The sequence below is a fragment of the Amycolatopsis sp. 195334CR genome, assembly GCF_017309385.1.
Lineage (GTDB): Bacteria > Actinomycetota > Actinomycetes > Mycobacteriales > Pseudonocardiaceae > Amycolatopsis.
The window spans coordinates 842,590-867,040 of record NZ_JAFJMJ010000003.1; the positions used below are offsets into that span (position 1 = coordinate 842,590).

The following is a 24,451-nucleotide window of genomic DNA, read 5'->3' on the forward strand; positions in this document are numbered from 1 at the left end:
GTAATTTCCGTTCACTCAGTCGCTAATGCAGAAAAACCCATGGCTCGCAACAAAAGTTCGACCAGTTCTTCTTCGTATCCGGACCCCAGGGCCACTTTACGCACGCTCAAACGCCAGAACAGCGGCCCCGGAAGGAAATCGAGGGCCATCTCCATGTTCAGGTCCGCCGGCAGCTCGCCACGAGCGATCGCTCTCCGCAACATCACCGCGCCTTGCTCGCGCCGAGGTTGGCCGATCATCGCCTGAATGGCGGCAGCGAGAGCCGGGTTTCGCCCCGCTTCGGCAGTGATATCAGGCAAAATCGCGGAAAAGTGCGGGTGAGTGAACCAGTTACGCAGCGCATCCACGAGGGCCAGCAGGTCGCCCCGCAGCGAACCGGTGTCCGCCACCACCGCCAGCGGAACGCTGAACTCCGACAACACCGCGATGACCATGTCCTGCTTCGACGGCCATCGCCGGTAGAGCGCACTCTTGCCGACCCCGGCACGCTTGGCCACCGCCTCCATCGACAGCCGCCCATAACCGTTGGCGGCGAGTTCGTCGAGCACGGCTTCCGCGATGGCCGAGGTGATCCGCGGCTGAAGCACGGCCGCCCCGGTCGGAGTACGGCGAGGGGTCATGGCCCACAGCATACGACTGGACGAGACGGACCCGTTCTGCGTAGGGTTGTGGACGGGACGGTGCCGTATCGTCCATTCGTAAAACCTCAGGAGCAGCAGTGTCCAGAACCGCCCGTGACCTGGTGGACGAAGCCCTTCGGCGAATCCTCGCCAAGGACATGACCGGCTTCGCCGAACTCTTCGCGACCGACGGAGTCCTCGAGTTCCCGTTCGCGGCGGCCGGCTACCCGGCGCGCCTCGATGGCCGCGACAACGTGCGCGAGTACCTACGCGACTACAACGACAACATCGTGCCGGAACGGGTCGTGTCCAGTGAGATCCACGACATCGCCGGCGCCGACCGCGTCGTCGTGGAGTTCGAGATCGCTGGCACGATCGTGGCGAGCGGAAAGCCCTACAGCCTGCGCTACATCGCGGTCATCACCGCGAAGAACGGTGAAATCGCTCACTACCGCGACTATTGGAGCCCGTTGGCCGCAGCGGAAGCGTTGGGCGGAGCCGACGAGCTCATGACGTTCGGCAACTCGACAACGGCCACGTCGTGAAAACATTGGTCCTCGGTGGCACCGGTACGACCGGCAGCCGGGTCGCGACGCTACTCGGACCGTCTGCCCGCGTCGCCACCCGCAAGCCGATCGCTGCAGACCAAGTCCGTTTCGACTGGGCGGAACCGGAAACTTACGTTCCGGCACTGGTCGGCATTGATCGGATATACTTGGTCGCGCCCATCAGCGAAGCTGAACCGACACCGATTGTCGAACCGTTCCTGGCAGACGCCCGCGACAATGGTGTTCGCCGGGTCGTGTTGCTGAGTTCGTCCGCGATCAGCGAAGACACACCCAGCTTGGGCACGCTTCAGCGTTTGGTACGAGAAGGCTTCCCGGAATGGACGGTCCTGCGACCCTCCTGGTTCATGCAGAACTTCATCGGCGAACATGCTGTCGCGCAAGGCATTCGGTCGGCCGGTGAGATCGTTACGGCCACCGGTTCGGGTCGCGTCGCTTTTGTCGACGCGGGTGACATCGCCGCGGTCGCCGCTCGTGCCCTGATCGATCCGCTACCGCACAACACTGACCACGTGATCACCGGTCCGCAGGCACTCAGCTACGCGGATGCCGCCGAAATCATCACCGAGGTCACGGGAAGGCCGGTGCGGCACCGCTCCCTCGGCACCGACGAACTCGCCGAGATGCTGACTACGACTGGCCTGCCATCGGAGTTCGCCGTCGTGCTCGCCGGGTTGGATGAACAGATCCGCCACGGTGCCGAGGATCGCGTCACCACGACGGTCGAAGAAGTCGTCGGCCGCCCCGCCCGGACGTTCGCCGAGTTCGTCAACGCGCATCGGGACAGTTGGCAATAGTCCGAGGGGGGTTGGCGATTCAGCCGGTGTCGTGCGCACAGCCACCGAATTAGCGTCCGGCAAGTGCGGATCATCGCTCCGAGCTTGATCGGGAGCGCCTAAGTCTTCCGCAAATCCTCCCCCCCTGTGAACCATATCGTCGCCGCTTCAACGTGGGGATGATCGTGGGAGCCGGAGCCGCCTACCCCAGCGGTGGCGACTTCGGCGCGTGGGAGATCGCGCTCACGGCTGAGCTAGGCTACGTCGCCTTCCGTGGCCTCGATTCGTGGACCTTCATCGGCATCGGCTGGCTGCTACACACGGCTTGCACCCTTGGAAAGGCACGTCGGTCCTGCCGTTCACGGAGGACTCGTCGCTTGGCTGGGCCGTTTGCGATCCCGTGATCGCGTTTAGCTGCGGGTAGCGCCAGGTGGCGTGCCTCTTCGGGGAAGGGGCACGCCACCTGCGCGACTACGTCAGCGGAGTGCCCGCTTCCTGATTCCCTGTGCTGTCACGGCCACGGCGAGAGCCGCCACCATCATCGCCGCGCTGACCCACAACGGGGCACGGAAGCCACTGCCGGTTCCGATGGCGATGCCGCCGAGCCACGGTCCGACCGCGGCGCCGACGTTGAAGGCGGCCGTCGCGAACCCGCCGGCAAGCGTCGGCGCATTCTCCGCCACGTAGAACACGCGCGAGATCAGCGTGGAGCCGGTCGCGAAGGCGAGCGTGCCCTGCACCAGGACGAGTACGACGGTGGCGAACACGTTGCCCGCCGTCAGCGCGAACAACGACCAGCCCACGATCAGTGCCACCATGCCGATAGTCAGCAGCGGAACCGGGTGCGTGTCACCGACCCGGCCGCCGATCGTCACACCGAGGAACGACCCGACGCCGAACAGCGCGAGCAGCACTGGGACCCAGCCGGCGCTGAGCCCGGTATCGGTGGTGAACAGCGGTGCGAGGTAGGTGAAAGCGCAGAAGGTCGCACCGTTCACCAAGGCGGCGACCAGCAGGATCACCAGCAGCCGGGTGTCGCGCAGCGACCGCAGTTCGCCGCGCACGCCTGCGTCCGCGACCTCCGGGCGACCGGCCGGAATGGCACGCAGGATCGCAATGAGCGGCGGCAGAGAAATCAACGCGACCGCCCAGAAGGCCGATCGCCAGCCCCACTGCTGGCCCAGCCAGGCACCGGCCGGTACTCCGGCGACGCACGCGACGGTAACCCCGCCGACCACGATGGACGTGGCCCGGGCTTTGGCGTTCGACGGCACCATGGCGTTGGCCGTCGCCAGTGCGGTGGCCCAGAACCCGGCGTTGGCCAGCGCCCCGACGACCCGGGTGACCAGCAGGACCTCGTAGCTCGTGGTGAGCGCACCGAGAACGTGCACCACCACGAAGGTGGTCAGGAAAATCGCCAACGTGCGTCGACGTGGCCAGCGCAGGCTCAGCGCCGCCATCAACGGTGCGCCGACGATCATTCCCACCGCGAAGCCCGAGGTGAGCAAGCCCGCGGCGGGCACGGAAACCCGCAGGTCGGCGGCGATCTCAGGGATGAGCCCGGACAGCATGAATTCAGAAGTGCCCTGGGCGAAAACAGCCAGCCCGAGCAGGTAGACGGCAAAAGGCATGAAGGACCCCATTGAGGACGTCGGGAAAACGGCAGCATTCAGCGATGTCCGAATAGGACAATTCGCGGATGGCTACCGTCTGGAGGCCTCGGGGCTGGACATGCCCGCAGGCTAGCCAGTCCCGGTGATCGCTGTCCACGCCTTTTACCGGCCCGCACGAGGTCAGCAGTCGCAGGTGATCCCGGCTGTCGGTGAGGTCAGCGGATCAGCGGGCCGCCGCACGACGCCGTCATCGGTTTCGACGCCGAACCCTTCCCGGATCCAATACTCGATGCCACCGATCATCTCCTTGACCTCGTACCCGAGCTCGGCAACGGCCAACGCTGCTCTGGTCGCGCCATCGCAACCTGGGCCCCAGCAGTAGGTGACCACCGGCAGTGATGGGTCGAGCGAATCCACGCCTCGACGGGCGATGTCCGCAGTCGGCAGGTGCAGGGCGCCTGGGATACGGCCCTGCGTCCAGGCCAAGGCACCGCGTGAATCCAGCAGGGTGAAGCCGGGAGTTCCAGATGCCATCGCGGCGTGCACGTCGGCGACGTCCGTCCGGAACCGCAGCTGGGCGGTGAAGAAGGAGACAGCGTCCGAGGAGGTGATCGTCATGGGTAGAACGCTAGGCGAGACGTCGGGCACCAGGAACGGACGTTCCACGGCGTATTATTGGGTCGACCGTGGCTTCCCTGGTATTTGTAGTCGATGACCGTTGAATCCCTGGACGATACCGATTGGCGCATCCTGGAGGCACTCCAGCTCGATGGCCGTGCCAGCTACGCGGACCTCGCCAGGACCGTCGCGATGTCGCCGAGCGCGGTGACCGAGCGCGTGCGGCGCCTGGAGGAAGCCGGGGTCATCGCCGGTTACTCCGCCGTGGTCGATCCGGAGCGGCTCGGCCTGGGCATCACCGCGCTCGTGCGGCTGCGGTACCCGACGGGCAATTACAAGCCGTTCAAGGATCTGATCGCGGTGACGCCCGAAATCCTGGAAGCGCACCACGTCACCGGCGAGGACTGCTTCGTCCTGAAGGTACTCACCAGGTCGATGCGGCACCTGGAGGCGGTCACCGGGCGGATCGCCGGCCTCGGCCCGGTGACTACGAGCGTCGTCTACTCGAGCCCGCTGTCGCGCCGCGATCTCACCCGGGGTCTCACAGTCGATCCGCAATAGATACCGCATCACAGGTTTTCTTCCGCGATCGCGTAGCTACACTGCCGATCATGCCGAACTTGCGGATTAGTACGACGCTGGCCGCCGTGGCGCTCACGCTGGTCGCCTGCGGCAGCGAGACGCCGGCGGGCAACGACAACGCCACCGGCGCGGTGAACGGCCCGGTCACCGTGTTCGCCGCGGCCTCGCTGACGGAGTCCTTCACCAAGCTCGGCCAGGAGTTCGAGACCGCGAACCCCGGCACGAAGGTCACCTTCAACTTCGCCGGCAGTTCGGCGCTCGCACAGCAGATCAACCAGGGCGCGCCCGCGGACGTGTTCGCCTCCGCCGCACCGGCCAACATGAAGCAGGTCAGCGACACGGGCGCGACCAGCAGCGAACCGGTCACCTTCGTCCGCAACCGGCTCGAGATCGCGGTGCCCAAGGGCAATCCGGCGGGCATCACCGGGCTCGTCGATTTCGCCAACGCCGAGCGCAAGATCGCGCTCTGCGACGAGAAGGTGCCCTGCGGAGCGGCCGCCAAGAAGGTCTTCGAAGCCGCCGGGGTGACGGCCGCGCCCGACACCCTCGAGCAGGACGTCAAGGCGGCGCTGACCAAGGTTCGACTCGGCGAGGTCGACGCGGCGCTCGTCTACCGGACCGACGTCAAGTCCGCCGGTGGCGAGGTCGACGGCATCGCGTTCCCGGAGGCCGACAAGGCGATCAACGACTACCCGATCGCCACCCTGTCGAAGGCTCCCAACGCCACCACCGCCGGCGCGTTCCTGCAGTTCGTGCTGTCGGAACGCGGGCGAGCCGTGCTCCGAGAGGCAGGTTTCGATACTCCATGACCGCACGCCGCAAGGCTCGCGGGCGGCTTCCCCTCGTTCTGCTCGTACCAGCACTGCTCGGCTTGGCGTTCCTCATGGTGCCACTGGCCGGGTTGATCATCCGGGCGCCGTGGAGCACGCTGCCCAGCCAGCTCCTGAGCCCGGAAGTCGGTGAAGCGCTTCGGCTGTCGTTGGTGTGCGCGAGCCTTGCCACGGTCATCTGCCTAGTGCTGGGCGTGCCGCTCGCCTGGGTGCTCGCGCGTGGCGAGGTACGCGGGCGCGGTGTGCTGCGTGCGCTGGTGACCGTGCCGCTCGTGTTGCCGCCGGTAGTCGGCGGGGTCGCCCTGCTGCTCGTACTCGGCAGGCGCGGGCCGATCGGTCAGTACCTCGACTCGTGGTTCGGCATCTCGCTGCCGTTCACCACGGCCGGGGTGGTACTCGCCGAGGCGTTCGTCGCGATGCCGTTCCTGGTCATCTCGGTCGAAGGTGCGCTGCGCGCCGCCGACCCCCGCTACGAGGAGGCCGCGGCGACGCTGGGGGCGTCGCGCTGGCTGACCTTCCGCCGGGTCACGTTGCCGTCGATCGCACCGGGGATCGTGGCGGGCACGGTGTTGTGCTGGGCTCGCGCACTCGGCGAATTCGGCGCCACGATCACCTTCGCCGGCAACTTCCCCGGCGAGACCACCACGATGCCGCTCGCGGTGTACCTGGCGCTGGAGGCCGATCCGGACGCTGCGATCGTGCTGAGCATGGTGTTGCTGATCGTGTCGATCGTGGTGCTGGCCAGTCTGCGGGACCGCTGGATCCGAGGTGTGTCGTGACCCTGCACGCCGATTTCCGGGTCGATCGGGACGGTGGGTTCCGCCTCGATCTGCGGTTGGCTGTCGCACCTGGCGAAGTGGTCGCCCTGCTCGGACCCAACGGCGCGGGCAAGACCACGGCGTTGCGGGCGTTCGCCGGACTGTTGCCGATCAGCGAGGGATCGCTGCGTTTGGACGATCGTGCCTGGGATGAACCTCCCCGGGAGTTCGTCCTGGCCGAGCACCGGCCGATCGGCGTCGTTTTCCAGGACTACCTGCTGTTCAACCACCTGTCCGCGCTGGAGAACGTCGCGTTCGGGCTTCGCGCGCGCGGCACCGACCGCGCGAAGGCACGACGCCTCGCAGCCGAATGGCTCGACAAGGTCGGCCTCGACGCGCACCACAACGTCCGGCCGAGGTCGCTGTCGGGCGGGCAGGCTCAGCGGGTCGCGCTCGCGCGGGCGCTGGTCACCGATCCCGAGCTGCTGCTGCTGGACGAACCACTCGCCGCGCTCGATGCCGGTACGCGGCTCCACATCCGCGCCGAACTGGGCCGCCACCTCGCGGACTACCCGGGACGTACCCTGCTCGTCACCCACGACCCCCTCGACGCGATGGTGCTGGCCGACCGGCTGGTGATCATCGAGAACGGCCGGGTGGTGCAGGAAGGCGCGCCTGCCGACGTGGCGCGGCGGCCGCGCACCGACTACATCGCCCAGCTGGTCGGGCTGAACCTGCACCGGGGTAAGGCCGCCGGCACCACCGTCGCACTCGATGCCGGTGGTGAACTCACCGTCGCCGAACCCGCCGACGGCGCCGTGCACGTGGCCTTCTCCCCCTCCGCCATCAGCCTGCACCTCGACCGGCCGACCGGCAGTCCCCGCAACACCTGGCCGGTCACCGTGCTGGGCCTGGAACAGCACGCGCACACGATCCGCGTCCACCTCGACGGGGAACCCGCCGTGCACGCCGACATCACCCCCGCGGTGGTCGCCGAGCTGCGGATCGTGCCGGGTGCCAGGCTGTGGGCAGCGTTGAAGGCCACGGAAATCCAGACCTACTCGGCGTGACGTGGGGTTCAGCGACTGGGCATCGGACGGTGACGAGTCGACAGCTTCGCCGGCCGCGAGTTCTTTGCCCCCTACAGCTTGGGCAGGCGTTGCTCGACCCCGAGCAGCGCGGCGAACGGATCGCCGACGTCCTTCAGGCGGTCGAACAAGGTGCGCACGGTCCAGCGGTCCGGGGTCAGGTCCGGGTCGTCCAGTTCGTCCCATTCGATCGGCACCGACACCGGGGCGCCCGGCTTCGGCCGGATGCTGTACGGCGCGACCAGGGTTTTGTTGATCACGTTCTGCGTGTAGTCCAGGCGCGCCAGGCCCTTGCGCTTGTCCTTGGTCCACTTCCAGCTGACCAGGTCGGGCACGGTCCGGCCGATCGTCTTCGACACGGTTTCGGTCCAGGCGCGGGTCTCGGCGAAGGTGTAGCGCGGTTCGACCGGCACCCACACCTGGATGCCGCGCTGCCCGGTGATCTTCGCGCGACCTTCGAGCCCCAGGTGCGACAACGCGGTGCGATGCAGGCGGGCGAGCACCAGCAGGTCGTCGAACGAGGTCTCCGGGCCCGGGTCGATGTCGAACAAGGCCCAGGTCGGGTGTTCGACATCCGGGATCCGCGACGTCCACGCGTGCAGCTCGATCGCGCCGTAGTTCGCGAGCCAGGCCATCGCGGGCAAGCTGTCCGGCACCAGGTAGTACTCCACGTCACCGGCCTCGGCCTGTTCGTGGTGCCAGCGCTTGAGCCACTTCGGCGCGTGGCCGGGTACTTCCTTGTGCCAGAACCCCGGTTTTTCGACGCCGTTCGGGAAGCGGTGCGTGTTCAGCGGACGACCGGCCAGGTACGGCAGCATCGTCGGCGCGATCAACGTGTAGTAGCGGATGAGGTCGCGTTTGGTCAGTGGCTCCTCGCCGTCGCGACCCGGCACCAGGACCTTGTCCAGATTGGTCAGGTTGAGGGACCGGCCGGCTAGTTCCCAGGTTCCTTTCGCGCCCAGTTCCTCGAGTGCGGCCATCTCGTCCTCGGTGGGCGGCTCCCATTGCGCGGTGCCCATCCGCACTTCAGCCTCAGCGGCCGGCAGGTCGCTGCGCCACAACGCATCGGGCTTGGCCGCGACCTCGTCGTTCGTGCGGCCGGTTTTCACCGACTTCGGGTGGTCTTCGGCGTCCCAACCCGGCTGCGCGTACTCATCCTGCTTGTGCAGCATGAACCACTGGTCCTTCTCGGACTCCGCGCGACGCGGGCGGATCAGCACGAAGAGGCCGTGCAGTTTTTCGCCGTAGAGGTTGAAGTGGAGGTTGCCGTTCTCGATGGCCTGCAGCGGGTCGTCGGTGTCGACCGGCTCCCAGGTGCCACGGTCCCAGACGATCACGTCGCCGCCGCCGTACTCGCCCGCCGGGATCACGCCCTCGAAATCGGCGTACTCGATCGGGTGATCCTCGACGTGCACGGCCATGCGGCGCGCCTTGGGGTCGAGCGTCGGCCCCTTGGGCACCGCCCAGCTGACCAGCACCCCGTCGATCTCCAGCCGGACGTCGTAGTGGCGGCGGCGGGCGCGGTGCCGCTGCACCACGAAGCGGTTGCCGTCCGGTTCGACCTTGCCGTCACCGGCGGGTTCGGCGGTGCGCGTGAAGTCGCGCATCGACTGGTACTTGGCCAGCCGATCGTTCTTCGCGCGCTTGTTCACACCTATCGATATACCCATCCGACGTCCGCGAGAAAAGCCCCGTTGTCACATCCACCGCCTGGTGAGCGTCAGTGCGATGACGAAGGGACGCGAAAGTGGACGATGGCACGACCCCGGCGGCGGCGTTCGAAATGCACCACGCTCACCTGCGAGCGGTCGCCCACCGTCTGCTCGGCTCGCCGGGCGAAGCGGACGCCGCGATGCGAGAAGCGCGAGCGCGACTGGAACGCGCGGGAGTCGGCGATCCCGAGCACCTCGGCAACTGGCTGACCGCGGTGGTTGCGCGGGTGTGTATCGACCTGCTGCGCGGGCACAAGTCCGACGTCGAACAAACGCACGAGGCCCTGCTCGCCGATTCCATCGGGCTTGCGCTGGTGGTCGCACTGGACGAGCTGACCTCGGCCGAGCGGCTGGCATTCGTGCTGCGCGACCTGTTCGCGATGCCGTACGACGAGATCGCGCCGATCGTGGACCGCTCCCCCGCCGTCACGCGCCACCTCACCGAGCGCGCCCGAAGCCTCGTGCGGGGTGCGGCGCTCGATTTTTGAACGCCTACGTCGTTCAGATGTTAGCGTCATCTGAACGACGTCGGAGAGGAGCACGATGGTCCGGCTCAGCAGGGCGGAGCTGCAGGAGCACAACCGGGCAAAGGTGCTCAGGGCCGCGCGCGAGGAGTTCGCCGAGCGCGGTTTCCGCGAGGCGAAGGTCGACGCGATCGCCGAACGTGCCGAGCTGACCCGTGGCGCGGTCTACTCGAACTTCCCTGGCAAGCGCGCGTTGTACTTCGCCGTGCTGGCGGAACTGGCCGAACAGGCGGACGCTCCCCCGCACGCCAAGCCCGGACGGGATTTGCGCGAAGCGCTCGGTGCGCTCGCACGCACATGGGTGACCCGGTTGCCCATCGCGGATGTCGGTGCGCCGAAGACGGCCAGGCTCGGCGTGGACCTCGTGTCCGAAGTCGGCTCCGACGAGCAGCTTCGGCGGCCGTTCGCGCAGTTGATGAAGCTCGACGGGTTGCTGCTGGGTCTGGCGATGGAGCGGTTGCAGCCGCCGGAGCGGCCACCGGGCGCACCGCCGCGCCGACTGGTCCGGGTCGCCGAGTCGGTTCTGACGACGCTGCACGGCGCGAGCCGGCTGGCGGCAGCCGCGCCGGGCTTCGTCGAACCGTTCGACGTGGTCAGCGCCTGTGAACAGCTCGCGGATCTCGACCTCAACGACTGGTGGGCGGCGCCGTCGACGCCGTCGACGAGTCGCGAGATGAGCGAGCCGTGGGCGCCTCAGGAGGTGGTCGACCTGGTGCGCGGTGAGGCCGTGTCCCTCGACGATGGCGTCGTGATGGTTGTCGGGCTGCATCGGTTGGCGGCGGTGGAGCACGCCGTTCGTTCAAGCGACGGGGTGACCGCGGTGCTGGTCACGAGCTCGCCGGACGAACTGATGCCACTGGCCCGGTTGACCATCGCCGAGCTCGCGAGCTGTGTGCGTTCCGCTTTCCCGGCGGCGACCTGGCCTCCCCTGCGGGTCGTCTGCGACGCACCGGGAACTCTCGCCGCGGCGGCGGGCGTGCACACGATCGACGACGAGACGGAGGCTGCGGTCCGTATCGAGGGCGGGCGGATCGTCGCCCGCGCCGACGGCTCCGGGGCCGGTCACGCCGTCGCGAGCACACTCGGCAAGGTTGCAAACTGAAACACGTTCTAATAATGTCCGCCGGGTGAGACACGGGATCGTGCTGTTCACCAGCGACCGGGGCATCGCGCCCGCCGCCGCGGCCAAGGCCGCCGAGGCAGCGGGTTTCGACACGTTCTACGTACCCGAGCACACCCACATCCCGGTCAAGCGGGAAGCACCGCATCCGGGCACCGGCGGCGCGGCACTGCCGGACGACCGGTACCTGCGCACGCTCGATCCGTGGGTGGCGCTGGCGACCGCCGCTTCGGTGACCACCCGCATCCGGCTCGCGACCGCGGTGGCGCTGCCCGTGGAGAGCGATCCGATCACGCTCGCGAAGACGATCGCCAGCCTGGACCACCTGTCCGGCGGACGGGTCACGCTCGGCGCCGGGTTCGGCTGGAACGTCGACGAACTCGCCGACCACGGGGTGCCGGGGGCGAAACGGCGGACGGTGCTGCGGGAGTACCTCGAAGCGATGCGCGCGCTGTGGACCGATGACGAAGCCAGTTACGCCGGGGAGTACGTCTCGTTCGGTGCGAGCTGGGCGTGGCCGAAACCGATCCAGTCGCACATCCCGGTGCTGGTAGGCGCCGGGGGCAACGAGCGGACGTTCCGCTGGATCGCGAAATCGGCCGACGGCTGGCTGACCACACCCGGCGACGTCGAAATCGACGACCAGGTGGCGTTGTTGCGGCAGATCTGGCGCGAGGCCGGTCGGGCCGGCGAACCGGAGGTCGCCGCGTTGAGCGGCAAGCCCGATCCCGAGCGGATCGCGCACCTCGCCTCGATCGGCGTCACCGAACTGATCTTCGGACTGCCGGACCGTGAACCCGACGAGGTCACCGCCTGGCTCGGCCGGTTGGCCGGCAAGCTCGGCATCGGCTGAAAGTCCCGGTAGAACTGGAGTTATGGCCGAACTCCTGGCACTTCTCGGGCGCGGGCTACTGGTGGTCATCGGACACCTGGCGCCCCTCGTCGATTGGTTCGACGTGCGCGAGCGACGCCGCCGGCGCACCCGCGCGGAGACCCTCGCCCGCGGCGAACGCACCGAAATTCCGTGCGTGCTCAAGGACGCCGAGCTGACCGGGGGCGCGGAGCAGGAGGGTTACCTGGCCGTCGGCGGTGGTTCGCCGGTGACCTGGCGCGGTCAGGAATTCGCCCCGGGAACGCTGACCATGCAGGCCGTCGACCGACAGGCGGTCACCTTTCACTCCGCGGACCGGCGGACCGAACTGCGTGTGCACCCGGACGAGGCCGGGCCGATCCTGCGCGCGCTCGAATAACCGACGGCACCCCTGGGTACTCGATCTTCACGAACCATCGACGAATGGAGGCCGAGATGCCGTCCTTCGACGACGAATTGTGGAACGAGTTCCACCGCGTGGTGAACATGACCTCCCGCGAGTTGGACGATTGGCTGCGCACGGACGACGCCGGGCCCGAAGGTGAGGCGCTGCCGGACCAGGCGGGACGCGCGCTGGGCAGGCAGGTGCTCGCGGTCCTGCGCAAGCGGCGCGTCGATCTCGACAACGACGATGAGCGCGTGATGCGCAAGGTCGTCGATCGGGTGCACGCGGAGCGCCGCGATGACCTGGAGCCCACGCCGGGTCAGGCCGCTTGGCGGCACAAGCTGATGTCCATCGGGCACGACCCGCTCAAGCCGGCGCGCACCTGAAGCGGGCTTGGGCTACCAGCCGCGGATCCGTTGCCATAGTTCACCATCGGACAGGTGGTACTGGTCGTGCTGGGCGGCGGTGGCGCACGCGTGGATCGGCAGGATGCGAACCTGGGTGCCGATCGGCAGGTCGGGGAGTGGTTCTGGGCTGCCCGGCCGGAGCGCGAGAATGCCGTGTTCCTGGCTGGCGTCGGTCATCAGCACGTCGGGGTACAGCTTGCCGTCGAAATTCGCGACGAGGCCGTAGCGCTGGTCGACGCGCTGCCGTTCGGTGCCGCGATCGCGTGAGGTCGCCATCCAGCCGCCGTCGGTCAGGATCCAGCCCTTGTCGCGGCGGTGGCCGATCACCGTGGTGACCACGCTGAGAGCGAGGTCGTCGATCTGGCAGACGCCGATTCCGGCCATCACCAGGTCGAAGAAGACGAAGTTTCCCGCGCGGACCTCGGTCACGCCGGTGAGGTCCTCGGCGAAGTGCGCGGTCGGCGTCGAGCCGACGCTCACCACCGGGACCTCGTGCCCGGCGTCGCACAATTCGACGGCGACCGCGACGGCGGCCAGGCGTTCCTGCTCGGCGGCGGCAGCGAGCGCGGCCGGGCTGTCAGCGAAGTAGGACTCGCCGGCGTGAGTGAGTACGCCCCGCAGGTCGGCGCCGAGTGCGCGGGCGATCTCCAGCGCGGCCGGGTCGCCGGGGACGATGCCACCGCGGTGGCCGTCGCAGTCGACCTCGATCAGGGCGGGGATGCCGGGCACGACCTGGTCCACGCTGTCGACCAAAACGACGAGGTCAACGCCGCGTTCGCGCAGCGCGCGCACGCGGTCGAGCTTGTCGGGCGAAAAACCGACGGCGTAGAGGATGTCGGTGAAGCCCGCGTCGGCGAAGGCCTCGGCTTCGGCGAGGGTGGAGACGGTGATCGGGCCCGTGCCGCCGTCGAAGAGCAGGCGCGCGACCTCGACCGACTTCGCGGTTTTCACGTGCGGGCGCAGCGTGGTGTCGCCGAGGCGGTGGCGCAGCCGGCGGATGTTGGCTTCGAGCTTGGCTCGGTCGAGCGCGAGGTACGGGGTGCCCATGCCAGCGAGTATAGACAAACTGTCTAGGCCTTAGACAGTCGGTCAAGCCAAGGGTGGTCGTCGGCGATCGCGTGGACGAGCCAGCGCCGCTGCTCGCTGGTGAGCAGGGGCAGCGCGGCGTCGAAATCGACGACGTCCTTGGAGCGGACGTTCCGCGACTTGTAGTAGAGCTGGATTTCCGGCGCGAGCACCGGGAGGCCGTCCGGGGTGGGCCAGCCCAGCGAGGTGATCGGCCGACGCAACGAGGGATCCGGTCGGGCGATCCAGTCGGGGCCGTCGGAATTATCGACCATGAGCTGCAGGCGCCACGGTTCGCCGGGGCCCGGGCGGCACCAGATGTCATGGACGGCGTCCGGGAGCACTTCGCCCACTCGCCACGGCCGGAGGTGGCCCGGTGGGTCAGCCGCCCACCATTCCCAACCGGGCAGCGCTTGCTGCGCGAGGAGGTGGTCGCGGCGGAGCAGGAGCACGTCGATGTCGGCGTGTTCACGAAATGAACGACCCACGAACAGCTCGATCGCGTAGCCGCCCGCGAGCCACCACGGTGCCGGAAAGGCCTCGAAGAGCCGGTGCACTTCGGCGGGCGTCACCGGATTCCATGGCATTCGGGTCAAATCCACGCCGCCGATGATGACAGCGGTGGCGGGTGTGATCGACGGTAGATTCGACAGGCCCCGGAAGCGACCACCGACGAAGGGAACGCCGATGACCGCGCATCCGCTCTCCGCGCTCACCGCCGACGAAATCAACGACGTGCGGCGGGTGCTCACCGATGCCGGGCACATCGGCGCCGACACCCGGTTCGCCTACGTCGGCCTGGACGAACCCGACAAGCGCGAGGCCGCACCGGAACGGCGGGCCCGGGTGTTGCTGCTCGACCTCGGAACGGGAGTGGCGAACGACGCGCGCGTTTCGTTGACGACCGAAGCGGTGGAGGTCGTCCCGATCGACGCGGCGCTCGGGCAGTTGCCGATCCTCGACGAGGAGTTCGGCATCATCGGGCCGATCCTCAACGACTCACCCGAATGGCTGGCGGCACTGGAAAAACGCGGGGTCGATCCGAAGTCGGTGATCTTCGCGCCGTTGTCGGCAGGCAACTACGGTTATCCGGACGAGGTCGGCAAACGCCTGTTGCGCGTGCTCGCCTTCCGCCAGGACTTCCCCGAGGACCACTGCTGGGCGCACCCGGTCGACGGGCTGTGTGCCTATGTCGACGTGATCGGCCGCAAACTGCACAAGCTGATCGACTACCGCGAATTCGAGGTACCGGCGGAATCCGGGAACTACACCGACCCCGAACTGGCCGGCCCGCCGCTCGAAGGGCTCAAGCCCATCGAGATCCGGCAGCCGGAAGGGCCGTCCTTCCGGTTCGACGGCGACGAACTGCATTGGGCCAACTGGTCGCTGCGCGTCGGTTTCGACACCCGCGAAGGGCTGGTTCTGCGCAAGCTCGCGTTCGGCGGACGGTCGATCGTCGAACGCGCGTCCATCGCCGAAATGGTGGTGCCCTACGCCGACCCGTCGCCGGTCCGGTTCTGGCAGAACTACTTCGACACCGGCGAGTACCTGTTCGGGCGGTACACGAACTCGCTGAAGCTGGGCTGCGACTGCCTCGGCGAAATCACCTACCTCGACGTGACCGTCGCCGACGAACTCGGCAATCCGCGCGTCATCGAAAACGCCATCTGCGTGCACGAGGAGGACTTCGGCACGCTCTGGAAGCACACCGACCTGTTCACCGGGATCGCCGAGACCCGCAGACAGCGCCGCCTGGTGATCAGCTTCTTCACCACCGTCGGAAATTACGACTACGGCTTCTACTGGTACCTCTACCTCGACGGCACCATCGAGTGCGAAGTCAAGCTCACCGGGTTCCTGTTCACCTCGGCCTATCCCGAGGAGGGCTCCGACTACGCCACGCAGGTCGCGCCCGGCCTCGGCGCGCCGTACCACCAGCACCTGTTCTGCGCGAGGCTCGACATGGCCGTCGACGGTGGAGCGAACGCCGTCGACGAAATCGACGTGGTGGCGCGGCCGATGGACGAGGCGAACGAGTACGGCAACGCGTTCACCATCCAGACCACCCGGTTGACCAGCGAAACGGCCCGCGACGCCGCGCCGAACCGGGTCTGGCGCGTGGTCAACCCGGACAAGGTGAACCGGATGGGCGAGCCCGTCGGGTACACGCTTTCGGTGCAGCAGTCGCCGACGCTGCTGGCCGATCCGCGGTCGGTGATCGCGGCCAGGGCCGGGTTCGCCACGAAGCACCTGTGGGTCACCCGGTACGCGCCGGGCGAGCGCTACGCGGCCGGCGATTTCGTGAACCAGAGCCCCGGCGGTGACGGGCTGCCCGCCTACACCGCCGCCGGGCGTGACATCGACGGCGAGGACATCGTGCTGTGGCACACCTTCGGCCCGACGCACGTGCCGCGGTTGGAGGACTGGCCGATCATGCCGGTCGACCACGCGAAGTTCACCCTCAAGCCGACCGGGTTCTTCGACCGCAACCCGGCGCTGAACGTGCCCTAGCCGAAGTAGCCGTCGAACAGGATCTGGTTGATGCGGGTGGTGGTTTCGACGCCGGTCTCGAAACCACCCTCGACGACCTGGGTGTTGTTCATGACGGCCACCGTGTAGCGCTCGTCCGGGCCGACGAAGCCGACCGTGTTGACCAGCCACGAGCCGTCGTCGTTGTCGTCGGACCAGCCGTTCTTGTTGCCCGGTTTGGCGGCCGGGCCCGCGCCCCACACGCCCCACTGCTGGTTCGCGTCCACCGCGCGCATTTCTTCGACGAGGTAGTCGCGGTGCTCGGCGGGCATCTTCTCCAGCACGAAGTTCATCAGGCGGTCGAGGTCGTTGGCGGTGGTCAGGATCCAGCCCCAGTGGTGCGGGTGCTCGTCGGTGAAGCGCATGTCGGTCATGCCGTAGGACGGGAAGCGGGTGGCGAAGTCCTCGCCGCCGTAGCGGTTCCACAGGGTGTGCGCAGCGTCGTTGTCGCTGGTGTTGAGCATCGCGTGCATGAGCGCGCGGTCCTCGTCGGTCAAATCGACGGCGCCCGCGTCGTCGCGCAGGAGGAGGTCGACCACCATCGCCAGTTTCGGGGTGGAGCAGGCCCAGATCAGCGTGTCGGAGTTGGCGTTGCGCCAGGCGGCGCCGGTCTGGCGGTCGTGCACCACGAGCCCGGCGAACCCGGGGCGGCTGCGCGCGTACAGCTCGGCGCGGATGATGCGCTTGCCGAGGCCGGGCTCGAAGCCGGCTGCCGCGGCCTCCTCCGCGACGGGGGCCGGGCGCGCCTGGGCAACCGGGCTGGTGACCAGCGCGGCGAGCAACAACGTGGACAACACACTGGAAACGACCCGGCGGCCGGAGGATTTCACCTACGCGACCTTAGCGGTCGGGGGCGGTGGTGGGGACCGCCGAGCGCACCGAACTGGTCGGCGGGGCTGAGGGAGGCGCTCGGGTGGGTGGTTGGGCGGCCGGTTGGCTGTCCGAGGTCGGTAGGTTCGGCGGCCGGTCGGCGGGCTGGGTTGGGGATGTGGGGGCGCCGAACCGGGGCACGAACGGCTCTCCGCGCGGGACCGGGTCGTTGGAGGGGACGAGGCCCGAGGTGGATCGTCGACGCTGGCCGGTGGGGCGGCCGGGGTCGCTGAGCTGCTCCGATGCGCGCCTGGCTCCTTGGAGGCTGCGCAACGCCACGGCCCGGGCGGTGGAGCCGTTCGGCATGGGCACGCGGGAGTCGGCGTTCGGGGTGGGCATGAGGGTAGGGCGTTCGGCACCGGGGCGGGGGCGTTCGGGGGGTGGGTTAGCTGGTCATGCGGCCTGCCCATTGGCTCAGGTCGTCTCGGCGGATGGCGGCGGCCATCAGCTCCGGGAAGAGGTCGGGGGTGCAGGCGAAGGCGGGCACACCCAGCTCGGCTAGGGCGGCGGCGTTTTCCCGGTCGTAGGAAGGGGCGCCTGAGTCGGAGAGGGCTAGGAGGGCGACCATTTGCACGCCCGCGCCCGTGAGTTCGGCGGCTCGGCGTAGCAACTCCTCTCGGACGCCGCCTTCGTAGAGGTCGCTGATCAGCACCAGCAGCGTGTTCGCCGGGCTGGTGATCAGGGTTTGGCAGTAGGCCAGGGCGCGGTTGATGTCGGTGCCGCCACCTAGCTGGGTGCCGAAGAGGACGTCGACTGGGTCGGCCAGGTGTTCGGTCAGGTCGGCGATCTCGGTGTCGAAGGCGACGAACCGCGTGCTCAGCGAGTGCATCGACGCCAGCACCGCGCCGAACACCCCCGAGTACACCACCGACTCGGCCATCGAGCCCGACTGGTCGACGCACAGGATCACCTCCCGCCGCACCTGGCGGGCGCGGCGGCCGTAGCCGATCAGCCGTTCCGGGATGATCGTGCCCAGCTCGGGCGAGTAGTGCCGCAGGTTGGTGCGAATGGTGCGCGACCAGTCGACGTCGGACAGGCGCGGGCGGTGGGTGCGAGCGGCGCGGTCGAGCGCACCCCGGACCGCGGCCCTGGTCGGTTCGGCCAGTCGATCTTCCAGCTCGGCGACCACCTCGCGGACGACGCCGCGCGCGGTTTCCTTTGTCTCCTGCGGCAGCACGCTGTTCAACGACAGCAGGGTGCCGACGAGGTGGATGTCCGGCTCGACAGCCGACAACAGCTCCGGTTCGAGCAGCATCCGAGTCAGGCCCAGCCGGTCCACGGCATCGCGCTGCATCACCTGGACGACCGTGCCGGGGAAGTAACGCCGGATGTCGCCGAGCCAGCGCGCCACCCGCGGTGAAGAACCGCCCAGCCCGCCGGTGCGGCGGCCGCCGCGTGCTTCGTCCGGTGGGGCGTCGTACAACGCGGCCAGCGCGCCGTCCACGCCACTGTCCTCATCGGACAGTCCGGCCCCGGTGCCGTCGTCCTCGCCGCCGAGCACCAGCCGCCACTTCCGCAACCGCTCCTCGGTCATCGGCCCACCCCCAGCAGTGTCGCGAGCACCGGCAGCACGGCCTCGGCCCGTTCCTCGTCGAGTTCTTCGGTCACCACGGCCTTCCGGGCACCACCGCCGGAAGTCAGCCCGGCCGCGCGCTCCCCGATGGCCCGCTTCTCCGGCCCGGCGAACGCGCCGAAAGTGCGTCGCAGCAAGGGAAGCACCTCGGTGAACTGGTCGCCGGGAATGGCCGCGAGCCAGGCGTCGATCACCCGCAGCAGCCTGTCGTCGTGGACCAGCAACAGGGCGCCACCGGCGAAGAAGCCCTCCACGTAGGCCGCGCCCTTGACCGGTTCGACGCCCGCGGTGAGCACGCGCGCGAGCCGGACCTCCACGTCGCCGGTGTCCAGCCGATCGGCGTCGAGCAGGATGCGCGCCAGCTTCCCGGCGAGCAACGACGGCAGGCCGGGCGCGTCGATCAGGCCGACGAGCGCGTCGATCCAGCGCTCTTTCGCGCCGTCGTCGAGCAGGGTGGTCGCCTCGTGCACGTCGTCGACCAGTTCGCCGAGGCGCGTGGCCGCGTCGTCGTCGAGGTTGTGCGCGGCGGGCGGCAGGCCGGCGCACACCCGCGCCAGCATGCGGTCGGCGACCACGCGCAACGCACCGACGTCGGTACCGCGGACGTCGCCGTACCGGGTGACCCTGGCGAGCGCGGGCAGCGCGGCCATCAGATGCGCCACGTCGGCGTCCGCGGCGGCGCGTTCGTCCAGTGCGGCCAGCACCTCGGGCAGCGCGTCGGTGAGGTCGGCGAGCAGGCAGTCCTCCACCGCCGTGGTGATCTCCGGCAACGGCGGCCGCCCGGCCACCACCTTCCGGACCACCTCGGTGGCCGCGACCGGCACCGTGGTGCCGTAGACCGCGGCGGCGATCAGGTCCACCTCGAACGAGGGTTCCCAGGCCAGTTCCCAGGTCTCGCGGAAGGTGCCCTTGCCCCGGATCGCGGAGACTTCCCTGACGCCCCAATGGATGCCGAGAATGCGCAGGCGGTGCAGCAGCCGTGACTTCCCGAGCCCGGAATCGGTGCGCAGGTCGAGGTCCAGCTCGCGGACCACCGGATCCCGCTTCAGCCGCAGCCGCCGGGCGGTGGCCGTCAGGTCCGCGGCCAGCGGCGCCTGCGGGACCTGCTCGGACACCGCGCCGAGCCGCTCCCCCACCATCAGCTTCTCGACGACGAGCTTCCCGCGCAGTTCGTCACCGTCGCAGAGCACCGCCTGGATGGACTCCGACACCTCGGCCAGCCCGGCCGACGACCGGTCCCGCAGGGTGGCCAGCGTGTCGGCGAGCCGGACCGCCTCGATCACGTGCGCGGTGGACACCGGCAGGTCCTGGTCGCGCAGCACCGCGGCGGCGTCGGTCATCCAGCGGGCGGTGACGTTCTCGTCGGTGGTGAACAGGTGGTGGTACCAGCCGGGGGAACGCACGCCGGCGCCGTAACCGCTGGCCCCGGCCAGCCGCCCGTGCGTCCACGGCACCCAGGTGCACGAAACCTTCCGCTTCGGCAGGCCCTTGAGCACGGCCTGGTCGCGGTTGGCCGGCGGCAGGGGGCTCGCCAGCGCGGGCACGTGCCAGGCCCCGCAGATCACCGCGATCCGTTCGTAGCCCTGTTTGATCGTGCGGCGCAGCACCGTGCGCATGTACGCCTCGCGCCGCTGCTCGCGGACGTCGGAATCGGGTTCGTCCTCGCGCAGGGCCGTCATCGCCTCGGCGATCACCTCGAACGGCGAGGTCCCGTCACGCCAGTGCTCGATCTTGTCGTCCCACCAGCGTTCCGGGTCGTCGTACCCGGCCACGGCGGCCAGCCGCGCGAGCGGATCCGCCGCGCGACCGGACCTGGTGCCGTCCGGCTCGGCGAACTGGAACGCGGCGGGCAGGTCGCAGAAGTGGACCGGCACCTCGTGCTCGACCGCGTACCGCAGCGCCTGCCACTCCGGGCTGAACAGGGCGAACGGCCAGAACGCCGCGCGCGAGACGTCGTCGCTCGCGTAGGCGAGCAGCGCCACCGGCGGCCGCAGGTCGCGGACCAGCGGCACCAGCGCGTCGGCCTCCGGCGGGCCCTCGATCAGCACCACGTCCGGCGCCAGCTCGGCCAGTTCGGTGCGCACGGCCCTGGCCGAACCGGGGCCGTGGTGCCGGATGCCGAGCAGATGCACGCTCACCCGGCGATCTCCTGCCCGGCGCGGTAGAAGTCGTCCCAGCCCTCGCGCTCGCGGACCACGGTTTCCAGGTACTCCACCCAGATCGCGCGATCGGCGACCGGGTCCTTGACCACCGCGCCGAGAATGCCCGCGGCCACGTCGTGCGCGCGGAGCACCCCGTCGCCGAAGTGCGCGGCGAGCGCCAGGCCCCCGGTGAGCACGCTGATCGCCTCCGCGGTGGAGAGCGTGCCCGACGGCGACTTCACCGCGGTGCGCCCGTCCTCGGTGCGCCCGGCCCGCAGCTCGCGGAACACGGTGACCACGCGCCGGATCTCGGCCAGGTCGGCCACGTCGGCGGGCAGTTCCAGGGACGCGCCCAGCTGCGCCACCCGCCTGCTGACGATCTCCACCTCGGCCTCGGCGGTGTCCGGCAACGGCAGCACCACCGTGTTGAACCGGCGGCGCAGCGCGCTGGACAGCTCGTTGACGCCCTTGTCGCGGTTGTTCGCGGTGGCGATCAGGTTGAACCCCGGCCGCGCCTGGACCTCGGTGTTCAGCTCCGGCACCGGCAGCGTCTTCTCCGAGAGCAGGGTGATCAGCGAGTCCTGCACGTCGGCCGGGATGCGGGTCAGCTCCTCGAGCCGGGCGATGCGGCCGTCGCGCATGGCCCGCAGCACCGGGCTCTCCACCAGCGCCTGGTCGCTCGGCCCCTCGGCGATCAGCCGCGCGTAGTTCCAGCCGTAGCGGATGGCCTCCTCGGCGGTGCCCGCGGTGCCCTGCACCAGCAGCGTGGAGTCCCCGCTGATCGCCGCCGCCAGGTGCTCGGACACCCAGGTCTTCGCGGTACCGGGCACGCCGAGCAGCAGCAGCGCGCGATCGGTGGCCAGGGTGGCCACCGCGACCTCGATCAGCCGCCGCTGCCCCACGTACTTCGGGGTGATCTCGGTGCCGTCCGCCAGCGTGCCGCCGAGCAGGTACTGCACCACCGCCCACGGCGACAGGCGCCACGACGGCGGGCGCGGGCGGTCGTCGACGGCGGCCAGCGCCGCCAGCTCGTCGGCGTGGTCCTGCTCGGCGTGCGGCCGCAGCACAGTGGAAGTCATGCCAGCTCCTCGTACATCTCACGGCGGAAGTTCAGGGTTTCGGCCAGCGCCCGCCGCCAGGGCGCCGAACCGGGTTCGGGCGCGGTGGTGGCCAGCGGGTGCCCGAGGCACTCCGGTGGCACCGTGCGCGCGATGGTGACCGCGGCGTGGGCGACCGCCCTGGTGTCCTCGCGGCCGGCCAGCCAGTCGAGCAGCACCGTGCCCACTTCGGGCGGCCACGGCGCGGGCAGGTCGACCACCAGCCGCGCCACCGCCTCCGGGCGGGCCTGGCGGATCAACCGCGCCAGCACCTTCGCGCGTTCGGGTGGGGCCAGCACCTGGATCAGCGTGCCCGCGTCGGCCCGGCCGGGGTCGGCGTCGAACAGCGCCTTCGCCCAGCGCGCGTCCCGGTGCCGCACGGCGACCACGGTCCAGCCCTCGCGCAGCACCGACGCGGGTGCGCCGCGCACGCTCAGCCGCACGAGTTCGGCCGGGGTGCCGAACTCGGCCCAGAACTCGGGCGGGGTCGCCGCGACCACCTGCCGCAGCCAGCGGGTGTCACCGTCGGGGACCTCGACCTCGAGCACGTCCTCGCGCACGTGGATCAGCGGTCGCAGGCGCTCGGCCATCCGGCGGCCGAGCGCGGACCCGGGCACCCTGGCCAGCAGCGCCGACGCCAGTTGCCGGACCGAAGCGGCCCGATCGCCGAGCGCGGCTTCGAGGAACGGCTCGTCCTCGGCGCGCAGGTGCTCACCGAGCAGTTCGAGCACGGTGGCCCTGACCTCGGCGGGTTCGCTCTCCCAGCTGCCGAGGAACGCCGCGCGGGCGCCTTCGGGATCGGCCACCAGCGCGACCGCCAGCCAGGAGCGCCGCTGCGCCGGGGAACCGAAGCGCCAGTCGTCGGCCCCGGTGCCCGGCTCGGGCGCGGCGGCGGTGAGGAAGCGCCATTCCGGGTTCAGCCCGGCCAGCCACCGCCCGGCGGGACCGGCGACCAGTGCCACCGGCCCGCGCAGGGCCGGTTTCGCGCGGGCGGATTCGGCGAGCGCGGGCAACCGCTCCGGCGGCACGCGCAACCCGCGCGCGGCCACCACGCCGAGCCACTCCGCGAGCAGTTCGGGACGGCTCGCGGTGAGCAGGCGGGCCAGCCGCTCCCTGGCCGCGTCGGGCAGGTACGGCCGGTGGTCGGTTTCGGCCACCGGCAAAGTTTCCGCCGCGCCCTCCGGCTGCCAGCCCGCCCGCCGGTACGCGGTGAGCAGGGCACCCGCGGTGAGCAGCGCGTCCGCCGGATCGGCGCGCTCACCGGCCAGCTCCCGCACCGCGGGCGGCAGCGCGCCCAGGTCCGGCGCGCGCCGCCGGGTGCCGAGCAGCGCGACCCCGACCAGATCCTCCCAGGCCGTCACAACCGCACCGCCCGATCCCCGTCCCAGCACAGCAGCGGCCGCAGCCCGGCCGCACCCCATTCCCCGGCCAGCGTGACCATCGCGCCCGCGGACACCGCGAGCAGCCGCCACGGGTCGAAGCCCGGCACCAGCGGCAGCACCTGACCGTCCACATCGGACAACACCAGGTCGCCGCGGTGCTGCGCCGGCCGCAGCCCGGACAGCAGCACCGGCCAGCGGTCCAGCCACGGATCGGCGGCCATCGCCCGCGAGTGCGCGGCGAGCGCGACCGGGATCGTGTCACCGTCGGGCCGGGTGGCGGGCACCGGCGGACCGTGGTCGGCCACCAGCGCGCGCAACGGCAGCGCGCTGGGGTGGAACGCCAGCTCCGCCGGGAGCACGTGCCCGGCGGGCAGCACCGAGCTGAGCGGCTGCCCCGGCGGCGCGAACGCGAGCACCAGCGCCACCCGGCCGCTGCGCTGCCCGAACAACCACGTCCGGCGGGTGACCAGCTGCTCGCGTTCCTCGTCGATCACGCCGCCGACCAGCCAGGTGTCCGCGACCCGCTCACCGGAGGACAGCACCCGCGCGGTCTCGGTGCTGAACCCGAGCCGCGTGCGGACCGTCTCGCCCAGCGCGTGCGGCAACTCCCCCAGCCGCGACCCGGCCTCGGCGAGCAGGTAGAGCAACGACAGTTCGGCCAGCACCCGGCTGGGCCAGTCCCGGCCGCGCCCGACCATCCCGGCCGCCCGGCGCAGCCCGGCGGCCAGTCCGGGGGCCTGCGCGTCGACCATGCGCGCGGCCACCCGGCGCAGTTCCTCGGCACCGCCGCGCTCCAGTCCGGCCAGCCCCGCGCGGATCTGGTCGAGCAGCCATTCCCGCAGTTCGGTGGCACCGGCGCCGACCCGGTCGGCCCGGCGCTCGGCCCGTTTGGCCGCGGCCTCCGGATCACGCGGACCGGTGCTTTCCCGCCGCTGCTCGGTGCGCTCGGCCTTGTCGGCGCGCTCGGCCAGCCAGGCCGCGACGAAGTCCGGCTCCGGCTCCTCCGGCAGCTCACCACCGGCCCAGCGCAGCAACAACCCCAATGCGTGCTTGCACGGGAACTTCCGGCTCGGGCACGAGCAGCGGTACGCCGGACCGGCCAGCTCAATGCAGGTCTGGTACGGCTTCTTGCCGCTGCCCTGGCAATACCCCCACACCGCCGCCGCCGACGCGCCGGCACCGGACCAGCGCACCGGCGCCGCCTGCGCCCGCCCGGCCTTCGCCGACGCCGCGTCCGGCGCGAGTGCGATCACCCGTTCGGTGCTCCACCGCGCGTGAGACACCCCGGCCACCACGCCTCCCAACCCCACTTGCCCACCTCTCC

Annotated in this window: 25 protein-coding genes; 13 read left to right on the forward strand and 12 right to left on the reverse strand. The window is 70.0% G+C overall.

Translation table 11 applies throughout. The features are described from left to right. Positions 1–11 precede the first annotated feature (11 nt). Positions 12–620, reverse strand: a complete 609-nt coding sequence (locus JYK18_RS41110; protein ID WP_206809335.1) for a TetR/AcrR family transcriptional regulator — start codon at positions 618–620, stop codon at positions 12–14. A gap of 98 nt (positions 621–718) precedes the next feature. Between JYK18_RS41110 and JYK18_RS41115 the strand changes: the two genes are divergently transcribed. The 3 genes from JYK18_RS41115 to JYK18_RS47310 all read left to right on the forward strand — a co-directional run bounded on the left by JYK18_RS41115 (position 719) and on the right by JYK18_RS47310 (position 2,366). Further along, the gene (locus tag JYK18_RS41115) at positions 719–1,165 is read left to right on the forward strand and encodes a nuclear transport factor 2 family protein (RefSeq protein ID WP_206809336.1); all 447 of its coding nucleotides are present in this window, start codon (positions 719–721) and stop codon (positions 1,163–1,165) included. Next, a complete protein-coding gene (locus JYK18_RS41120; RefSeq protein WP_206809337.1) occupies positions 1,162–1,983 on the forward strand; it encodes an NmrA family NAD(P)-binding protein in 822 nt (273 codons plus the stop codon). Before JYK18_RS41115 ends, JYK18_RS41120 begins: the two co-directional genes overlap by 4 nt. A 158-nt stretch (positions 1,984–2,141) precedes the next feature. Continuing rightward, positions 2,142–2,366, forward strand: a complete 225-nt coding sequence (locus JYK18_RS47310) for a DUF6010 family protein (protein WP_307796288.1) — start codon at positions 2,142–2,144, stop codon at positions 2,364–2,366. 72 nt (positions 2,367–2,438) lie between these two features. Here JYK18_RS47310 and JYK18_RS41125 read toward each other — a convergent pair whose 3' ends face one another. Both JYK18_RS41125 and JYK18_RS41130 read right to left on the reverse strand, forming a co-directional pair. Beyond that, a complete protein-coding gene (locus tag JYK18_RS41125; protein ID WP_206810002.1) occupies positions 2,439–3,593 on the reverse strand; it encodes a Cmx/CmrA family chloramphenicol efflux MFS transporter in 1,155 nt (384 codons plus the stop codon). A gap of 162 nt (positions 3,594–3,755) precedes the next feature. Continuing rightward, positions 3,756–4,193, reverse strand: coding sequence for a rhodanese-like domain-containing protein (locus tag JYK18_RS41130; RefSeq protein ID WP_206809338.1), 438 nt, complete (start codon positions 4,191–4,193; stop codon positions 3,756–3,758). A 93-nt stretch (positions 4,194–4,286) separates the two neighbouring features. Between JYK18_RS41130 and JYK18_RS41135 the strand changes: the two genes are divergently transcribed. The 4 genes from JYK18_RS41135 to JYK18_RS41150 are packed head-to-tail and all read left to right on the forward strand — an operon-like array spanning position 4,287 to position 7,433. Then, positions 4,287–4,754: an Lrp/AsnC family transcriptional regulator gene (locus tag JYK18_RS41135; RefSeq protein WP_206809339.1), complete on the forward strand. Its 468-nt coding sequence runs from the start codon at positions 4,287–4,289 to the stop codon at positions 4,752–4,754. A 50-nt stretch (positions 4,755–4,804) separates the two neighbouring features. After that, positions 4,805–5,584 carry a molybdate ABC transporter substrate-binding protein gene (gene modA, locus JYK18_RS41140; protein WP_206809340.1) on the forward strand — a complete coding sequence of 260 codons (780 nt, stop codon included), beginning with the start codon at positions 4,805–4,807 and terminating at the stop codon, positions 5,582–5,584. Beyond that, positions 5,581–6,384, forward strand: coding sequence for a molybdate ABC transporter permease subunit (gene modB, locus JYK18_RS41145; RefSeq protein ID WP_206809342.1), 804 nt, complete (start codon positions 5,581–5,583; stop codon positions 6,382–6,384). Before modA ends, modB begins: the two co-directional genes overlap by 4 nt. Continuing rightward, the gene (locus JYK18_RS41150) at positions 6,381–7,433 is read left to right on the forward strand and encodes an ABC transporter ATP-binding protein (protein WP_206809344.1); all 1,053 of its coding nucleotides are present in this window, start codon (positions 6,381–6,383) and stop codon (positions 7,431–7,433) included. Before modB ends, JYK18_RS41150 begins: the two co-directional genes overlap by 4 nt. A gap of 71 nt (positions 7,434–7,504) precedes the next feature. Here JYK18_RS41150 and ligD read toward each other — a convergent pair whose 3' ends face one another. Beyond that, positions 7,505–9,103 carry a non-homologous end-joining DNA ligase gene (gene ligD, locus JYK18_RS41155; protein ID WP_307796289.1) on the reverse strand — a complete coding sequence of 533 codons (1,599 nt, stop codon included), beginning with the start codon at positions 9,101–9,103 and terminating at the stop codon, positions 7,505–7,507. A gap of 95 nt (positions 9,104–9,198) precedes the next feature. Between ligD and JYK18_RS41160 the strand changes: the two genes are divergently transcribed. The 5 genes from JYK18_RS41160 to JYK18_RS41180 are packed head-to-tail and all read left to right on the forward strand — an operon-like array spanning position 9,199 to position 12,449. Beyond that, the gene (locus JYK18_RS41160; RefSeq protein ID WP_307796290.1) at positions 9,199–9,651 is read left to right on the forward strand and encodes a sigma factor-like helix-turn-helix DNA-binding protein; all 453 of its coding nucleotides are present in this window, start codon (positions 9,199–9,201) and stop codon (positions 9,649–9,651) included. A gap of 55 nt (positions 9,652–9,706) precedes the next feature. Further along, positions 9,707–10,789, forward strand: a complete 1,083-nt coding sequence (locus tag JYK18_RS41165; RefSeq protein WP_206809346.1) for a TetR/AcrR family transcriptional regulator — start codon at positions 9,707–9,709, stop codon at positions 10,787–10,789. Positions 10,790–10,814: 25 nt separating this feature from the next. Next, on the forward strand, positions 10,815–11,660 hold the full coding sequence (locus JYK18_RS41170; protein ID WP_206809347.1) for an LLM class F420-dependent oxidoreductase: 846 nt from the start codon (positions 10,815–10,817) through the stop codon (positions 11,658–11,660). 22 nt (positions 11,661–11,682) lie between these two features. Then, a complete protein-coding gene (locus JYK18_RS41175; RefSeq protein ID WP_206809348.1) occupies positions 11,683–12,057 on the forward strand; it encodes a hypothetical protein in 375 nt (124 codons plus the stop codon). A 44-nt stretch (positions 12,058–12,101) separates the two neighbouring features. Beyond that, entirely contained in the window at positions 12,102–12,449 is a 348-nt protein-coding gene (locus JYK18_RS41180; RefSeq protein WP_242583998.1) for a DUF3140 domain-containing protein, read from the forward strand. Between the two features lie 12 nt (positions 12,450–12,461). Here JYK18_RS41180 and JYK18_RS41185 read toward each other — a convergent pair whose 3' ends face one another. Beyond that, positions 12,462–13,517, reverse strand: a complete 1,056-nt coding sequence (locus JYK18_RS41185) for an alanine racemase (protein ID WP_206809349.1) — start codon at positions 13,515–13,517, stop codon at positions 12,462–12,464. Between the two features lie 23 nt (positions 13,518–13,540). Then, a complete protein-coding gene (locus tag JYK18_RS41190; RefSeq protein ID WP_307796291.1) occupies positions 13,541–14,251 on the reverse strand; it encodes a nucleotidyltransferase domain-containing protein in 711 nt (236 codons plus the stop codon). Between JYK18_RS41190 and JYK18_RS41195 the strand changes: the two genes are divergently transcribed. Next, positions 14,223–16,046, forward strand: coding sequence for a primary-amine oxidase (locus JYK18_RS41195; RefSeq protein WP_206809350.1), 1,824 nt, complete (start codon positions 14,223–14,225; stop codon positions 16,044–16,046). The two genes, JYK18_RS41190 and JYK18_RS41195, sit on opposite strands and share 29 nt — an antisense overlap. Here the strand turns inward: JYK18_RS41195 and JYK18_RS41200 are convergent. From JYK18_RS41200 to JYK18_RS41225, 6 genes are all read right to left on the reverse strand, one after another. Then, positions 16,043–16,744 (reverse strand): serine hydrolase, encoded by a 702-nt coding sequence (locus tag JYK18_RS41200; RefSeq protein ID WP_374195120.1) that lies wholly within the window; start codon positions 16,742–16,744, stop codon positions 16,043–16,045. The two genes, JYK18_RS41195 and JYK18_RS41200, sit on opposite strands and share 4 nt — an antisense overlap. A 575-nt stretch (positions 16,745–17,319) precedes the next feature. After that, positions 17,320–18,468 carry a VWA domain-containing protein gene (locus JYK18_RS41205; RefSeq protein WP_206809351.1) on the reverse strand — a complete coding sequence of 383 codons (1,149 nt, stop codon included), beginning with the start codon at positions 18,466–18,468 and terminating at the stop codon, positions 17,320–17,322. Further along, positions 18,465–20,645, reverse strand: coding sequence for a DUF5682 family protein (locus JYK18_RS41210; RefSeq protein ID WP_206809353.1), 2,181 nt, complete (start codon positions 20,643–20,645; stop codon positions 18,465–18,467). The genes JYK18_RS41205 and JYK18_RS41210 overlap by 4 nt, the downstream gene beginning before the upstream one ends. Beyond that, positions 20,642–21,727: an AAA family ATPase gene (locus JYK18_RS41215; RefSeq protein ID WP_206809355.1), complete on the reverse strand. Its 1,086-nt coding sequence runs from the start codon at positions 21,725–21,727 to the stop codon at positions 20,642–20,644. Before JYK18_RS41215 ends, JYK18_RS41210 begins: the two co-directional genes overlap by 4 nt. Beyond that, positions 21,724–23,106: a DUF5691 domain-containing protein gene (locus tag JYK18_RS41220; protein WP_206809356.1), complete on the reverse strand. Its 1,383-nt coding sequence runs from the start codon at positions 23,104–23,106 to the stop codon at positions 21,724–21,726. The genes JYK18_RS41215 and JYK18_RS41220 overlap by 4 nt, the downstream gene beginning before the upstream one ends. Further along, the gene (locus JYK18_RS41225; RefSeq protein ID WP_307796294.1) at positions 23,103–24,437 is read right to left on the reverse strand and encodes an SWIM zinc finger family protein; all 1,335 of its coding nucleotides are present in this window, start codon (positions 24,435–24,437) and stop codon (positions 23,103–23,105) included. The genes JYK18_RS41220 and JYK18_RS41225 overlap by 4 nt, the downstream gene beginning before the upstream one ends. Between the last annotated feature and the right edge of the window lie 14 nt (positions 24,438–24,451).

Coding starts and splice junctions, on each gene's coding strand:
- JYK18_RS47310 (WP_307796288.1), top strand. CDS start 2,142: ATGATCGTGGGAGCCGGAGCCGCCTACCCCAGCGGTGGCGACTTCGGC.
- JYK18_RS41130 (WP_206809338.1), bottom strand. CDS start 4,193: ATGACGATCACCTCCTCGGACGCTGTCTCCTTCTTCACCGCCCAGCTG.
- JYK18_RS41215 (WP_206809355.1), bottom strand. CDS start 21,727: ATGACTTCCACTGTGCTGCGGCCGCACGCCGAGCAGGACCACGCCGAC.
- JYK18_RS41180 (WP_242583998.1), top strand. CDS start 12,102: ATGGAGGCCGAGATGCCGTCCTTCGACGACGAATTGTGGAACGAGTTC.
- JYK18_RS41110 (WP_206809335.1), bottom strand. CDS start 620: ATGACCCCTCGCCGTACTCCGACCGGGGCGGCCGTGCTTCAGCCGCGG.
- JYK18_RS41125 (WP_206810002.1), bottom strand. CDS start 3,593: ATGCCTTTTGCCGTCTACCTGCTCGGGCTGGCTGTTTTCGCCCAGGGC.
- JYK18_RS41165 (WP_206809346.1), top strand. CDS start 9,707: ATGGTCCGGCTCAGCAGGGCGGAGCTGCAGGAGCACAACCGGGCAAAG.
- JYK18_RS41185 (WP_206809349.1), bottom strand. CDS start 13,517: ATGGGCACCCCGTACCTCGCGCTCGACCGAGCCAAGCTCGAAGCCAAC.
- JYK18_RS41135 (WP_206809339.1), top strand. CDS start 4,287: ATGACCGTTGAATCCCTGGACGATACCGATTGGCGCATCCTGGAGGCA.
- JYK18_RS41205 (WP_206809351.1), bottom strand. CDS start 18,468: ATGACCGAGGAGCGGTTGCGGAAGTGGCGGCTGGTGCTCGGCGGCGAG.
- modA (WP_206809340.1), top strand. CDS start 4,805: ATGCCGAACTTGCGGATTAGTACGACGCTGGCCGCCGTGGCGCTCACG.
- modB (WP_206809342.1), top strand. CDS start 5,581: ATGACCGCACGCCGCAAGGCTCGCGGGCGGCTTCCCCTCGTTCTGCTC.
- JYK18_RS41175 (WP_206809348.1), top strand. CDS start 11,683: ATGGCCGAACTCCTGGCACTTCTCGGGCGCGGGCTACTGGTGGTCATC.
- JYK18_RS41195 (WP_206809350.1), top strand. CDS start 14,223: ATGACCGCGCATCCGCTCTCCGCGCTCACCGCCGACGAAATCAACGAC.